We start from the raw sequence: 14,210 nt of genomic DNA on the forward strand, positions 1-14,210 counted from the left end.
CGGCATCAATGATTTATTACATTTAGCGGATCAACTAAATCTAAACCGAAAAATTTAGTAGTTACATGAAAAGAGCTTTTGAGAAACACGGGGTAGCCCTGCTATCGCGGTGTACCACCTATGTTCTGAACCGGCATCGCAGTAAATGGTTACTGCTGGCGTTGCTGGCTGCCAGTCCTTATGCCTATGCCCAGGAAACTTTTCCCGTAAATGGGATTGCCGACCCTCGGGAGGGATGTTTCGCATTTACGCATGCTACCATTGTAAAAGATGCGCAAACTACCCTTTCCAATGCTATCCTGGTGATCCGGGATGGTAAAATTGTAGATGCAGGCCCTTTGGCTGCTATCCCTAAGGATGCTGTAGTGGTAGATTGCAAAGGGAAATATATTTATCCCTCCTTTGTAGATATCTTTAGCAATTATGGCCTGGCGGAAGCAAAACGCGGTAATTCCCCCTGGAATGCAGCTCCGCAGTTTTTCTCCAATACTAAAGGCGCATATGGGTGGAATCAGGCAATCCGCAGTGAAATTAATGCGGTAGACCTGTTTACTGCCGATGAGGCGAAAGCAGCCCCCTTGCGGGAAGCCGGTTTTGGCACAGTGCTTACCCAGCAGCAGGATGGTATTGCCCGTGGCACTGCCGCCCTGGTAACGCTGGCCGGCACACGTGAAAATAAAGCGATTATCCGCGAAAAAGCCGCTGCAGGCTATTCTTTTGATAAAGGCAGCTCTACCCAGAACTATCCTGCTTCCCTGATGGGTGCTATCGCTTTATTACGGCAAACCTACCTTGATGCACAATGGTATAAATCCCAGCCGGCTAAAGAAGGAGTGAATCTTAGCTTGCAAACCTGGAATGCTAATCAGTTATTGCCCCAGGTATTTGAGGTTACTGATAAATGGGATGCCCTGCGGGCCGATAAAATAGGCGATGAATTTGGCGTGCAATATATTATCAAAGGCGGTGGCAACGAATATCAGCGTATTGCTGAGATGAGCGCCACCAAAGCATCTTTTGTGCTGCCGGTGAATTTCCCCGGCCCCATGGACGTGGAAGACCCCAATGATGCCCGTTTTGTATCACTGGCAGATATGAAGCATTGGGAAATGGCTCCTTCCGAACCTGCGGCTTTTGAAAAAGCAAACATCCCTTTCTGTTTGACAGCTGCCGATCTGAAAGATGTAAAACAATTCCTGGCTAATGTAAGAAAAGCAATCAGTTATGGCCTCAGCGAGCAAAAAGCGCTGGAGGCGTTAACCAAAACGCCTGCTACCCTCCTAAAGGTTTACGACAAAGTAGGTAGCCTGGAAGCCGGAAAGCTGGCCAATTTCCTGATCACCAGCGGCCCGCTGTTCAACGAAAAAACTATTCTCTACCAGAACTGGGTACAAGGTAGCCGTTATACAATCAAAACAGACGGTTGGAATGATATCCGGGGTATTTATACTATTACCCTTACGCCCGGTAACAGCTACACGGTAGAAGTAAAAGGTACACCCACCGCACCACAGTTAGCTGTTTTACAGAAAGATACTTTGCCCGGACGTATAGACGTAAATGGAAAACTAGTCAGCCTTTCCCTGCCCCTGGCGAAAGCCGCCAAAAGCGCCCTGCGTTTGAGCGGCATTATCGGCGACGATAATTGGAGTGGTACCGGCGCCGATACAAGTGGCAGCCTGGTGAAATGGAAGGCTGTGTTTGTAAAAGCAACACCGGAAAAAGCAGATTCACTGAAAAAATCTGGACAAGTGACTGCTGGCCCTCTGTATTATCCGTTTAGCGGCTATGGTTGGGAAAAACTGCCGCAGCAGCAAGATCTCCTGATCCGTAATACTACCGTATGGACTGGGGAAAAGGAAGGGAAACTGGAAAATACGGATGTCCTGATCCGCAATGGCAAAATAGCGCAGATAGGCAAAAATATCGCAGCCGGTAATGCCCGCGTGATAGATGGTACTGGCAAGCACTTGTCTGCCGGCATCATTGACGAGCATTCACATATTGCCGTGAGCAAAGGAGTGAACGAATCTTCCCAATCGGTTACTTCGGAAGTAAGGATTGCCGATGTATTAAATCCTGATGATGTAAATATTTACCGTCAGTTAAGCGGTGGTGTTATAGCCTCTCATATTTTGCATGGCAGCGCCAATGCTATCGGCGGACAGTCGCAGTTGATAAAGCTCCGCTGGGGCCAGAACGCAGAAGACCTGAAAGTAGGCAACTGGGCCCCGTTCATCAAATTTGCCCTGGGCGAAAATGTAAAGCAAGCTAACTGGGGGGAAAGGAATACGGTGCGTTTCCCGCAAACCAGGATGGGGGTAGAGCAGGTATATGTAGATGCGTTTACCCGTGCCCGTGACTATGAAAAGCAAGGCCCCGGCAAACGCCGCGACCTGGAACTTGATGCGTTAGTAGAGATCCTGCACCAGCAACGTTTCATCACCTGTCACTCTTATGTACAGAGCGAAATCAATATGCTGATGCATGTTGCAGACAGTTTCCATTTCCGTGTTAATACCTTCACCCACATATTGGAAGGGTATAAAATGGCCGACAAAATGAAGGTGCATGGCGCTGGCGCAGGTACCTTTGCCGATTGGTGGGCCTATAAAATGGAAGTGCAGGATGCTATTCCTTACAATGCAGCCATCATGAGCAAAGTAGGCGTGGTAACCGCCATCAATTCCGACGATGCAGAAATGGCGCGCAGGTTGAACCAGGAAGCGGCTAAAAGCATCCGTTACGGCGGTGTTGGCGAAGAAAATGCCCTGAACATGGTAACCCTTAATCCTGCTAAGTTATTACATGTAGATAGTCGTATGGGAAGCATTAAAGTAGGTAAGGATGCTGATGTGGTGTTGTGGAGCAATGAACCGTTGAGCATTTATGCAAAAGCAGAAAAGACTATTGTAGACGGGATAGTGGAATTTGACCGTGATACCGATCTGCAATTGCGCAAACGTATCGCAGAAGAGCGCAACCGCCTTATACAGAAGCTGCTGGCAGAAAAGAAAAAAGGTACGCCTACGCAGAAGGCTTCTTTCGCGCCAGATGAGATGTACCACTGTGAAGACCTGCAGGGAGGACATCAGGAAGGGATTGGCGCCGATGCTACCAGTAATTAACCGTTAAATACGATCACTAACATGAACAAATATATTTTATTATTGAGCCTGGCCATAGGACTGCATACCGCCTATGCACAGGAAACGATATCCCCGGCAGCGCTACAGCGCAAGCCGGTATACCTTACCAATGCTACCATTCACGTGGGCAATGGACAGGTGATTGAAAAAGGTACCCTGGCTTTCGATAAAGGGAAAATTACTGCTGTAGGCGTAAATATTCCTGCTGCTGGCACTGATGCCATTGTAATGGACCTGAAAGGGCAACATGTTTATCCGGGCATTATCGCGCCGGAAACTAATCTGGGGCTCATCGAATTTGAGAGTGTACGCGCTACCATTGATAACAAAGAGGTAGGGGAGATCAATCCTTCTATACGGTCTATTATTGCTTATAATGCAGATTCCAAAGTGATTAATACCCTGCGTTCCAATGGTATTTTATTGGCGCAGGTAACGCCGGAAGGTGGTATTATCAGCGGCACTTCTTCGGTAGTACAGCTGGATGCCTGGAATTGGGAAGATGCGGCCTACAAAACAGATAATGCCTTGCATTTCTTTATGCCCCGTTTGATGCCTGTTAGTGGTGGCAGACGTGGTGGTGCTGCAGTAGGTGATCCGATAAAAGCGGCAATGGATAAAATTGAAAGTGTGCGGACCTTCTTCCGGGAAGCCCATGCTTATCAGCAAGAGGTGAAGCACACTGCTACTAATTTGAAGTTTGAATCGATGCGTAAGCTGTTTGCCAGAGAACAAAAGCTTTTTATCCATTGTGATCTGGTCAAGGAAATGTTGATAGCGATTGATTTTGCGAAAGAATTTAACCTGGATGTAGCTATTGTTTGCGGAGCTGATTCCTGGCTCATTGCTGATCTGCTGAAACAGAACAATATCCCGGTAATATTAACCCAGCCGCACAGCCTGCCCCTCATGCAAGACGATGATGTGGACCAGCCTTATAAAACAGCTGCGGAGTTGCAGAAAGCCGGTGTGTTGTTTTGTCTTAGTAACGAAGGTTTCTGGCAACAGCGTAACCTGGGTTATGAAGCCGGCACCGCCAGTACTTACGGACTTAGCAAGGAAGAGGCCCTGTCTGCTGTAACCCTTAATGCCGCTAAAATATTGGGCATCGACAAAACTACCGGATCGCTGGAAACCGGTAAGGACGCTAATATTGCTATTAGTTCCGGAGATATGTTGGATATGAAGTCCAGTGTGATCACCAGGGCATTTATCCAGGGCCGGGAAATTAACCTGGATAACAAACAGAAACAATTGTACCACAAGTACGAGCAGAAATATGGACTGTAGTGATGAACTGTTGTTGTGGGTTTGGGTATAAGATGAAAGGCTGGTATATTACCAGCCTTTCATCTTATTTATACTTACTTCAGTAATTAATTGGCTTTTACCAGGTAGTAATTTTTCCTTCCTTTCTGGAAAAGGATGTATTTATCACGCAGTAAGGAGGACGTGTTAATAACGGTGTCTATTCCTTCCACTTTTCTTTTGTTCATGCTGATACCACCGCCTTGCACTGTTTTACGGGCTTCTCCTTTACTCGGGAAAATGCCTGTTTCAGCCAGTAGGCTTACGATATCTTTACCTGTTTCGAGTGCGGCCCTCTCTATTTCGTACTGAGGTACGCCGTCCATTATTTCCAGTAATTGTTCTTCAGATAAAGAAGCCAATTCTTCTGCTGTATTATTGCTGAAGAGGATGGCTGTAGCTTTTACGGCAAATTCATAGCTTTCTTCACCATGGATGAAAGTAGTTACTTCTTTGGCTAGCCTTTGCTGTAGCAAACGTAAATTGGGTGCTTCCCGGTGCTGGGCAATCAGCGCTTCAATTTCCGGCTGCTCCATGAAGGTAAAGATCTTGATATAGCTTTCTGCATCAGCATCGGAGGTATTGAACCAGAACTGGTAGAACATGTAAGGGGAAGTACGCTTAGGATCCAGCCATACAGTGCCTTGTTCGGTTTTGCCGAATTTGGTGCCATCTGCTTTTTTGATCAGCGGACAAGTAAAAGCAAATGCTTCACCGCTGGCTTTACGGCGGATCAATTCAGTACCGGTAACAATATTGCCCCATTGGTCTGAACCGCCCATTTGCAGCTTACAGTTCTTGGCAGTATATAAATGATAGAAATCGTAACCTTGTATCAGTTGATAGGTAAATTCGGTAAATGACATCCCGTTTTCGCCTTCGATCCTTTTTTTAACGGAATCTTTGGCCATCATATAGTTAACGGTGATATGCTTACCGGTATCGCGAATAAAATCGAGGAAGGAAATATGCTGGAACCAGTCGAAGTTATTCACCATTTCTGCCGCATTGGGTTTGGCAGGGTCAAAGTTGAGGAAGCGTTCCAATTGGGCTTTGATACCGGCTACATTTTTTTGCAGGGTATCCAGATCCAACATTTTTCTTTCTTCCGCTTTAAAGGAGGGGTCGCCTACCATTCCGGTAGCGCCTCCCACCAGCGCCAGGGGCTTATGTCCTGCCTTTTGTAGGTGCACCAGCAGCAAGATGGGTACCAGGCTACCGATGTGCAAAGATTCTGCAGTAGGATCAAAACCAATATATGCAGTGGTCATTTCCTTTTGCAGTTGCTCTTCCGTGCCAGGCATCATATCCTGTAGCATACCCCGCCAGCGCAGTTCTTCTATCAGATTCATGATTTTAATAACAGTTTTTGCAAACCTACATAAAAATGCGGGAACTGTAGAGAGAAAGCAAATCCCTTACACTAATCCGTTGGGTAAAAGCAAAAAAATATTTAGGGGCTATTGAATTGCTGCGATAGGGTAGCAGCAGCAATCAGTTCCGTTGTATTCCGAACAACGGAACTGAAAGGTATTTTACATATTTTTCAAGCACATTGCCAGGCTGTCTCTCCAATAAGGGACTGTAATGCCGAAAGTGTTCTTGATCTTTTCTTTATTCAGCACGCTGTAGGCAGGGCGTTTAGCGGCTGTTTTAAATTTATCGGAAGTGATCGGATAAACAGGGATAGCGGCGCCGGTCATCTCTTTAATGGCAATGGCAAAGTCGTACCAACTGGTAACGCCTTCGTTGCTATAATGGTAGATGCCACCAATAGCCGCATCTGGATTGGATGTACGGTATTGCAGTATTTCCAGGATGGTTTGAGCAAGGTCGCCTGCGTAGGTAGGTGTGCCTGTTTGATCAAATACCACGTTTAATTCTGGTTTCTCCTGCATTAATTCGCGCATACGTTTTACGAAGTTTACAGCATATTCAGAATACAGCCAGGAGGTGCGAAGTACGATGGTGTTTGGATTGTAACCCATTGCCGCAGCTTCGCCACGTACTTTAGACGCGCCATAAATGCTTTGCGGATCGGTGTCGTTTTCTTCCGTATAGGGAACATTCTGTTTCCCGCTGAATACATAATCTGTGGAGATATGCAGTAGCTGGGCATTCCGCTGTGCGCAGATTTCTGCCAGAAATAGTACGCCCTGGAAATTGAGTTGAAAGGCCTTGTCTTCCTCTTCTTCAGCTTTATCTACTGCAGTATAGGCTGCACAGTTAATGCAGGCGTCTATTTCGTGTTCAGAGAAGTAGGCTGTCAATGCATCTGCGTTGGTAATATCCAACTCCTGATAATCTGTAAATATCAGGTTGAACTGCGGCCAGGCGTTGGCTATTTTTTGTAAGCTCTGGCCTAGTTGACCGTTTCCTCCGGTTACAAGAATATTTTTCATAGCAAAATATCGACAGTTAAAAGGTAAAGTTATGTTGAATGTCTGCCAGTTTGGGCAGCACCAGGTCTTTTTCAGATACAATAGCATCTTTCAGATCAATGCCCCAATCAATCTCCAGCGCCGGATCATTAAATATGATCCCTCCTTCGCTGGCTTTGTGGTAGAAGTTATCGCATTTATACATTACTTCTGCGGTATCGCTGATTACGGCATAGCCGTGCGCAAATCCTTTAGGTACCAGTAGTTGTAGTTTATTGGTTGCGCTGAGCTCAATGCTGAAAGACTTACCATAAGTAGGAGAATCCTTACGGATATCTACCACTGCGTCTATAATGCGGCCTTCCAACACCCTTACAAGTTTAGTTTGTGCATGGGGTTCCAGCTGGTAGTGGAGGCCACGCAATACGCCGTAAGTAGAGCGGGCCTGGTTATCCTGTATAAAGTTATATTCGATGCCTTCTTCCCGAAAGGTATTGGCATTATAACTTTCAAAAAAATAGCCCCGATGATCTCCAAATACTTTGGGTTCATATATTAAAAGGCCAGGTATTCCGGTTTGCTGAAAAGGCATGTTGTAAGCTTTTAGTTTTTAGCCCTTAGCGATTGGTTGCCAAGGGCTAAAAACTATCTTTTTTGATATTGTTCGTTATAATATTGTTGATATGCACCGCTGGTAACATGGTTTAGCCATGTTTCATTTTCCAGGTACCAGGTTACGGTTTTCTCCAATCCTTCTTCAAACTGTAAAGAAGGTTCCCAGCCCAGTTCTTTATTGAGCTTGGTGGCGTCGATGGCATAACGCAGGTCGTGTCCGGCGCGGTCTTTTACAAAAGTGATCAATTGGGCGGAGGTACCTTCCGGACGTCCGAGTTTTTTATCCATAATGTTGCAAAGCAAATGGATAAGGTCTATATTCTTCCATTCGTTAAATCCGCCTACATTATAGGTTTCCCCAATCTTTCCGTGATGAAAAATAGTATCGATAGCCCTGGCGTGGTCATTTACATACAGCCAATCACGTATGTTTTCGCCTTTCCCATATACGGGTACCGGCTTATTATTTTTAATGTTGTGTATAGCCAGTGGAATCAGTTTTTCCGGAAAATGATGAGAGCCATAGTTATTGGAACAGTTTGAAATAACCGCAGGTAAATGATAAGTATGATAGTAGGCCATTACAAAATGGTCTGAACTGGCTTTGGAGGCAGAATAGGGAGAACGGGGATCATAAGCGGTGGTTTCATGGAAGAAACCATCTTCGCCTAATGAGCCATATACTTCATCTGTAGATACATGATAAAAGAGCTTTCCTTCCATATTGTCTTTCCAGTGTTTTCTGGCATTGTTCAGCAATACGGCTGTTCCTAAAACGTTGGTCCGGATAAAGGCCAATGGGTCCATAATAGAGCGGTCTACATGGCTTTCTGCTGCCAGATGGATAACCCCATCGAACTGGTATTTTTCGAAAAGCTGATCAATATGTATATCATCAGTGATGTCGCCTTTCTCGAAAATATAGTTAGGTTGGTCTTTTACATCTGCCAGGTTTTCCAGGTTACCGGCGTAGGTAAGCGCATCCAGGTTTACAATCTGGTAGTCGGGATATTTATTGACAAATAACCGTACCACATGAGAACCAATGAATCCGGCGCCACCGGTAATTAACAGTTTCCGCTTCATTACAGTTAGCATTTAGTTTTTATTTTAATAAGGCTTGTTTGAAGTATTCATAAGTTATTCTTAATCCTTCCTGCCGGCTTACCTTAGGTTCCCAACCAAGCAGTGTCCGGGCTTTGGTAATATCCGGCTGCCGTTGTTTAGGGTCATCTTTTGGTAGCGGATGGTACACTATTTTTTGTTTGGAGCCGGTGAGGGCAATGATCTCTTCTGCAAACTGGTTCAGGGTAATTTCTTGAGGGTTGCCAATATTTACCGGCAGGTGATAATCGCTTAACAGTAAACGGTAGATCCCTTCAATCAGATCATCTACATAGCAGAAAGAACGGGTTTGGCTGCCATCACCGAAAACGGTTAGGTCTTGGCCATTCAGTGCCTGGCTCATAAATGCTGGTAATGCACGGCCATCATTCAGGCGCATCCGCGGACCATAGGTATTGAAAATGCGTACGATACGGGTTTCTATGCCATGGAAGTTATGATAGGCCATGGTAATGGATTCGAGGAATCTTTTAGCTTCGTCATATACTCCTCGTGGACCCACCGGGTTTACATTACCCCAATATTCCTCCGTTTGTGGATGTACATTGGGATCGCCATATACTTCTGAGGTGGAAGCTACCAGTATGCGCGCCTTTTTTTCTTTGGCCAGTCCCAACAGGTTATGTGTACCCAGCGACCCTACTTTTAGGGTTTGGATGGGCATTTTAAGGTAATCGATTGGGCTGGCGGGAGAGGCGAAGTTCAGGATATAATCTAGTTTGCCTGGTACATGTACAAACTTGGTAACATCATGATGGTAGTATTCAAATTCGGGCAAAGGAAAAAGGTGCTCGATATTTTTGATATTACCGGTAAGCAGGTTGTCCATGCCAATCACATGAAAACCTTCTTTTATAAAGCGGTCGCAGAGATGGGAGCCCAGAAAGCCGGCCGCACCTGCAATAAGTATTCTTTTCTTTTCCATGTTGTTGGGGTAGGTGTTTAAAGGGTGGCTGGAACGCGGCCAACACTTTCGTAATGGTAGCCTAACTCTTTCATTCGGCTTACTTCAAAAAGATTTCTGCCATCGAAAATAACTTTGTTTTTAAGGCTGGTAGAAATTTTATGGAAATCAGGTGTTCTGAATACACTCCATTCGGTAGCGATGATCAGGGCATCTGCATTTTCCAGGCAGGTGTACTGATGTTCCGCATAGGTAATTTTATCACCTACCAACTGTTTTACATTTTCCATGGCTTCCGGGTCAAACACGGTTATAGTGGCCCCGGCATCCAATAACGCGTCAATGATATATAATGCAGGCGCTTCCCGGATATCGTCTGTATTGGGTTTGAAAGCCAATCCCCACAGGGCAAAATGTTTGCCTGCCAGGTTGTCGCCAAAATAGGCTTTTATTTTAGGCAGCAGGAAAAGCTTTTGTTTTTCGTTTACATCCATTACTGCATTGAGGATCTTAAAATCGTAGGCTACATCTTCAGACGATCTTACCAGTGCATGTACGTCTTTAGGAAAGCAGCTGCCTCCATAGCCAATGCCTGGGAAGAGAAAGCGTTTACCAATACGTTCATCACTGCCAATGCCTCTGCGCACCATATCCACATCTGCCCCCAACTTTTCGCAGAGTATTGCAATTTCATTCATGAAGGAAATTTTGGTAGCCAGAAAGGAATTGGCGGCATATTTGGTCAGCTCGGCAGATTTTTCGTCCATATATAATATGGGATTGCCTTGTCTTACAAAAGGAGCATATAATTCACCCATTACTTTCCTTGCTCTGTCAGAGGAAGTACCGATAACTACCCGGTCGGGTTTCATAAAATCATCTACAGCAACGCCTTCACGCAGAAATTCAGGATTGGAAACAACGTCGAATGGCGTTTTACAATTTTGGGCGATAGCTGCTGCTACTTTTTCTGCAGTACCCACAGGTACAGTGCTTTTGTCTACGATTACCTTGTAATCTGTCATTATTTTGCCCAGATGGTCTGCCACATTCAATACAAACGACAGGTCTGCTGCACCGTCTGCCCCGGGAGGAGTAGGTAAGGCCAGAAAGATCACTTCTGCGTCTTTAATGCCTTCTTCCAGGTTGGTGGTGAAGAACAGGCGTTCTTCTTTCAGGTTACGTTCGAATAGCTTTTCCAGGCCTGGCTCATAGATCGTAATCTGGCCGGCTGAAAGTTTTTTTACTTTGTTGGCATCAATGTCTACACAGGTAACGTCATTGCCTGTTTCTGCGAAACAGGTACCGGTTACGAGTCCTACGTAACCGGTACCTACTACTGTAATTTTCATGAGGGGCTGATGTTTAAAAATGTTTTAACTGACTGGATAATATGATCCAGTTGATCGGAGTCCATTTCAGTGTGTATTGGCAAGGAAATCACCTTGGTGGTGAGACTATCGGTAACGGGGAGATTAAAGGCAGCGCCGCCGAACTGCTCGAACATTTTCTGGCGGTGAGCAGGAACAGGGTAATAGATCATGGCTGGTACGCCGTTGTCTGCCAGGTACTTTTGCAGTTCATCCCGGTTTACTCCATTGAGTTGCAGGGTATACTGATGAAATACATGATAACTATATGGCGCACGGTAAGGTGTTGTGATTTGTGGAATGCCGGCAAAAGCAGCGTCATATGCATCCGCTACAGCGCGGCGTGCTGTAATATATTCGTCCAGTAAAGGCAGTTTGATACGCAATACTGCCGCCTGTACGGAGTCGAGACGGGAATTGCAGCCCACTACATCATGATAATAACGGGCAGACTGGCCATGGTTGGCTACCATACGGAGCTTACCCGCCAGTTCATCATCGTTTGTAAAAATAGCGCCGCCATCACCATAGCAGCCCAGGTTTTTAGACGGGAAAAAGGAAGTACAGCCAATATGGCCAATAGTACCTGCTTTCCTCTTGCTGCCATCTTTAAAGGTATAATCTGCGCCAATGGCCTGTGCATTGTCTTCAATTACATACAGGTTATGTTTGGCTGCTACTGCCATTAAAGGCTCCATATCTGTTACATGGCCGTATAGGTGAACCGGCACAATCGCTTTGGTTTTGGGAGTGATCGCTTTTTCTACTGCCGCTACATCCAAACAGTAAGTTTGCGGGTCTACATCTACAAACACTGGTTTCAGTCGTAACAAGGCAATTACCTCGGCAGTAGCAATAAAGGTGAAGGAAGGCGTGATCACTTCGTCACCAGGTTCCAATCCTAAGGCCATCATGGCAATTTGCAGCGCATCTGTTCCATTGGCACAGGGAATCACATGCTTGATGCCCAGGTACGTTTGTAACTCCCCGGTAAATTGCTGCACCGCACCGCCATTAATAAAAGCGGCACTTTCCAAAACTTCCTCGATGGCTGCATCTACCTGGGGTTTAATCTTCGTATACTGGCGTTTCAAGTCCACCATCTGAATAGGAACCATATGATCGTATATTTTTAATTTGTTTAAAGTGTGCAAATTTACAAATTTTGAGATTGGATGGGGAGTATCTTTGCATTCAGCTGAAAATTAAGTAAAAGTACGCACTCACATGATCGCAACAGGAATTTATAGAGTAGGGCTTCAATTATACAAGGCAGGTGTGCAGTTAGCTGCACTGGCGGGCAAAACAAAAGCGCAACATTGGCTAAATGGCCGCCGGCATTGGCAAGTACGTATGCAACAGCATATAAATGGCGCCCAGCCGCTGGTTTGGGTACATGCTGCCTCCCTAGGGGAATTTGAGCAGGGAAGACCTGTATTGGAAGCTATCCGCACTATTTATCCTTCTTGTAAAATTTTGTTAACTTTTTTCTCTCCCTCCGGATACGAGGTGAGGAAAGATTATCCTGGCGCTGATTTTATTTACTATCTGCCCCTGGATACGCCCCAAAATGCCCGCGAATTTCTGGATATTGTTCAACCCTCCCTGGCGATCTTCATCAAATACGAGTTTTGGTATTATTATCTAACGGAGTTGTATACGCGTAAAGTGCCTACCCTGCTTGTATCCGGCATTTTTCGCCCAGATCAGGTTTTCTTTAAAAGCCACGGCGGTATGTTCCGTCGCCTGCTCCAGCAGCTATCCCATATCTTCGTACAGAATAATGCGTCTTTGCAGCTACTACAGGGAATAGGTTTGGATAACTGCAGTGTAAGTGGCGATACCCGTTTCGACCGGGTAGCTGCACTTTTACTGGAACACCGGGAATTACCGGAAATCGCCGTTTTTGCTGGTGGGAAAAAGCTGGTAGTCGCCGGTAGTACCTGGCCGGCCGACGAAAAAGTACTGAGTGAATGGTGGCCAACACAGGATACCACTGCTATTCGGTTGGTAATAGCGCCACATGAAATCCAGGAAACACATATACAGGCTATTATGGCATTGTTTCCGGGGGCTGTCAGGTTTTCGCAGTATAAAGCGCATACAGGAACCCAGGCAAGCGTATTGATTATAGATAATATTGGGATGCTTACAGCGCTCTATCGCTATGCTACTATTGCTTATGTGGGCGGGGGATTTGGAAAAGACGGTATCCATAATATACTGGAACCGGCAGTTTATAGTAAACCCGTAATTATAGGCCCCGAGTTCAGCAAATATTTTGAAGCTGTGGAGCTGGTGGCAGCCGGAGGTGCATTTCCTGTTAATAACAGTGAGGAATTGCAAACCAAGGCGGCTATTTTGCTTACTGATCCTTTATATTATAACAAAACTGCCACCATTGCTGGAAGTTATGTTGCTTCCCAAACAGGGGCTACTCAAAAAGTAGTGGGATATATTCAGGAAAACCGTTTTCTGAGTAAGGAGTAGAAATGCTGCACCAGGTGGTGGTCGTCTTCCCAGCCCTGTATAATTTTTATTTCCCGTTGTATCCAATAATCTGCTTCATGCAGGTTACCGCATTCATTGATGGTTTTAATGGAACGCTCGTATAGATCGGAGTCGCCGTGGAACAGTTCCTGTATGAATTGGTATTTATCATTAATACCAATAGCCTGACGCAGGTCGTTGATTGGCGTATCGCCCAGCTTTTGGGCCAATTCTACCTGCTGTTGCCGTAAACGGTCGTTGAGGGAAAGGCTATTATTATTACTAGCTATTTCGTTCAGGTCCTTTTTAATATCACCCTTGTCTGCATGATGGCTAACCAGTTCATTCAGGTCTTTTCTGATCTCTCCTCTGGCAGGCGACTGCTGGGGTGTTACCGGGGGAATGTCATCAAATAAGGTAGCTACCTTTGGAAGTGGTTCGGCCGGTGGTGTGCTGGCCGCTAGCGTAGGGATGGGCTGTGCGATGATAACGGGTTCCGGTTGGGATGGGATTTCCTGGGCGGGTAAAGGCGCAGGGGTGTTTTCCCCGGTATCGGGCACTGTTATCGGCGTTGCTGTTTCTGGCGCAGGGTAGGTTGCTGCCGGTTTATTTGACGGTAATGTTGTAGTTTGCGCTGCGGATGCGGTGGGTATGGTAACGGAAACTGCTGGTTGTACTGGCATAATTACCGCAATATTGCCTTGGGAGGCCTGCATTTTTTGCTGATGCTGTAACGTGCGCTCATGTAGTACTTCAGCTTGCAGCAATTGCACATAGTAGGAAATTGCCGTAAGGTCTGCCCCGGAATTTTTTAATTCCTGTAGTTTCTCAATTAATGCATTAATTTTTTCCATGCCTTAATTGTTAA

The 14,210-nt window shown here is 45.7% G+C and carries 11 protein-coding genes; 3 read left to right on the top strand and 8 right to left on the bottom strand.

The genetic code is table 11. The annotated features are described in order from the left end of the window. Positions 1–65 precede the first annotated feature (65 nt). Together ACDQ55_RS06720 and ACDQ55_RS06725 are read left to right on the top strand one after the other, a co-directional pair. On the top strand, positions 66–3,128 hold the full coding sequence (locus tag ACDQ55_RS06720; protein WP_420980507.1) for an amidohydrolase family protein: 3,063 nt from the start codon (positions 66–68) through the stop codon (positions 3,126–3,128). A gap of 21 nt (positions 3,129–3,149) precedes the next feature. Next, a complete protein-coding gene (locus ACDQ55_RS06725; RefSeq protein ID WP_420980508.1) occupies positions 3,150–4,439 on the top strand; it encodes an amidohydrolase family protein in 1,290 nt (429 codons plus the stop codon). A gap of 86 nt (positions 4,440–4,525) precedes the next feature. Here ACDQ55_RS06725 and tyrS read toward each other — a convergent pair whose 3' ends face one another. The 7 genes from tyrS to ACDQ55_RS06760 form a co-directional block, all read right to left on the bottom strand. Next, the gene (gene tyrS, locus ACDQ55_RS06730; protein WP_420980509.1) at positions 4,526–5,809 is read right to left on the bottom strand and encodes a tyrosine--tRNA ligase; all 1,284 of its coding nucleotides are present in this window, start codon (positions 5,807–5,809) and stop codon (positions 4,526–4,528) included. Positions 5,810–5,992: 183 nt separating this feature from the next. Next, positions 5,993–6,859, bottom strand: a complete 867-nt coding sequence (gene rfbD / locus ACDQ55_RS06735; protein ID WP_420980511.1) for a dTDP-4-dehydrorhamnose reductase — start codon at positions 6,857–6,859, stop codon at positions 5,993–5,995. Positions 6,860–6,875: 16 nt separating this feature from the next. Continuing rightward, positions 6,876–7,430: a dTDP-4-dehydrorhamnose 3,5-epimerase gene (gene rfbC / locus ACDQ55_RS06740; protein ID WP_420980512.1), complete on the bottom strand. Its 555-nt coding sequence runs from the start codon at positions 7,428–7,430 to the stop codon at positions 6,876–6,878. Positions 7,431–7,483: 53 nt separating this feature from the next. Next, positions 7,484–8,539 carry a dTDP-glucose 4,6-dehydratase gene (gene rfbB / locus ACDQ55_RS06745; RefSeq protein ID WP_420980513.1) on the bottom strand — a complete coding sequence of 352 codons (1,056 nt, stop codon included), beginning with the start codon at positions 8,537–8,539 and terminating at the stop codon, positions 7,484–7,486. A gap of 19 nt (positions 8,540–8,558) precedes the next feature. Then, positions 8,559–9,503: a UDP-glucuronic acid decarboxylase family protein gene (locus tag ACDQ55_RS06750; RefSeq protein ID WP_420980514.1), complete on the bottom strand. Its 945-nt coding sequence runs from the start codon at positions 9,501–9,503 to the stop codon at positions 8,559–8,561. Between the two features lie 17 nt (positions 9,504–9,520). Next, complete coding sequence (locus ACDQ55_RS06755) at positions 9,521–10,834, bottom strand: UDP-glucose dehydrogenase family protein (RefSeq protein ID WP_420980515.1); 1,314 nt, start codon at positions 10,832–10,834, stop codon at positions 9,521–9,523. Continuing rightward, positions 10,831–11,970 carry a DegT/DnrJ/EryC1/StrS family aminotransferase gene (locus tag ACDQ55_RS06760; protein ID WP_420980516.1) on the bottom strand — a complete coding sequence of 380 codons (1,140 nt, stop codon included), beginning with the start codon at positions 11,968–11,970 and terminating at the stop codon, positions 10,831–10,833. Before ACDQ55_RS06760 ends, ACDQ55_RS06755 begins: the two co-directional genes overlap by 4 nt. A gap of 109 nt (positions 11,971–12,079) precedes the next feature. Between ACDQ55_RS06760 and ACDQ55_RS06765 the strand changes: the two genes are divergently transcribed. After that, positions 12,080–13,342 (top strand): 3-deoxy-D-manno-octulosonic acid transferase, encoded by a 1,263-nt coding sequence (locus ACDQ55_RS06765; protein WP_420980517.1) that lies wholly within the window; start codon positions 12,080–12,082, stop codon positions 13,340–13,342. On the opposite strand, the gene ACDQ55_RS06770 is transcribed toward ACDQ55_RS06765, so the two are convergent. Continuing rightward, positions 13,312–14,196, bottom strand: coding sequence for a hypothetical protein (locus tag ACDQ55_RS06770; RefSeq protein ID WP_420980518.1), 885 nt, complete (start codon positions 14,194–14,196; stop codon positions 13,312–13,314). The two genes, ACDQ55_RS06765 and ACDQ55_RS06770, sit on opposite strands and share 31 nt — an antisense overlap. Between the last annotated feature and the right edge of the window lie 14 nt (positions 14,197–14,210).

Origin of the sequence: Chitinophaga sp. 30R24, from assembly GCF_049056765.1 — a bacterium.
Taxonomy (GTDB): domain Bacteria; phylum Bacteroidota; class Bacteroidia; order Chitinophagales; family Chitinophagaceae; genus Chitinophaga.

What these genes read in the sequence shown, in the direction of transcription:
- ACDQ55_RS06760 (WP_420980516.1), bottom strand. Translation starts at nt 11,970, where the DNA reads ATGGTTCCTATTCAGATGGTGGACTTGAAACGCCAGTATACGAAGATT.
- ACDQ55_RS06765 (WP_420980517.1), top strand. Translation starts at nt 12,080, where the DNA reads ATGATCGCAACAGGAATTTATAGAGTAGGGCTTCAATTATACAAGGCA.
- ACDQ55_RS06750 (WP_420980514.1), bottom strand. Translation starts at nt 9,503, where the DNA reads ATGGAAAAGAAAAGAATACTTATTGCAGGTGCGGCCGGCTTTCTGGGC.
- tyrS (WP_420980509.1), bottom strand. Translation starts at nt 5,809, where the DNA reads ATGAATCTGATAGAAGAACTGCGCTGGCGGGGTATGCTACAGGATATG.
- ACDQ55_RS06725 (WP_420980508.1), top strand. Translation starts at nt 3,150, where the DNA reads ATGAACAAATATATTTTATTATTGAGCCTGGCCATAGGACTGCATACC.
- ACDQ55_RS06720 (WP_420980507.1), top strand. Translation starts at nt 66, where the DNA reads ATGAAAAGAGCTTTTGAGAAACACGGGGTAGCCCTGCTATCGCGGTGT.
- ACDQ55_RS06755 (WP_420980515.1), bottom strand. Translation starts at nt 10,834, where the DNA reads ATGAAAATTACAGTAGTAGGTACCGGTTACGTAGGACTCGTAACCGGT.
- rfbC (WP_420980512.1), bottom strand. Translation starts at nt 7,430, where the DNA reads ATGCCTTTTCAGCAAACCGGAATACCTGGCCTTTTAATATATGAACCC.
- rfbB (WP_420980513.1), bottom strand. Translation starts at nt 8,539, where the DNA reads ATGAAGCGGAAACTGTTAATTACCGGTGGCGCCGGATTCATTGGTTCT.
- rfbD (WP_420980511.1), bottom strand. Translation starts at nt 6,859, where the DNA reads ATGAAAAATATTCTTGTAACCGGAGGAAACGGTCAACTAGGCCAGAGC.
- ACDQ55_RS06770 (WP_420980518.1), bottom strand. Translation starts at nt 14,196, where the DNA reads ATGGAAAAAATTAATGCATTAATTGAGAAACTACAGGAATTAAAAAAT.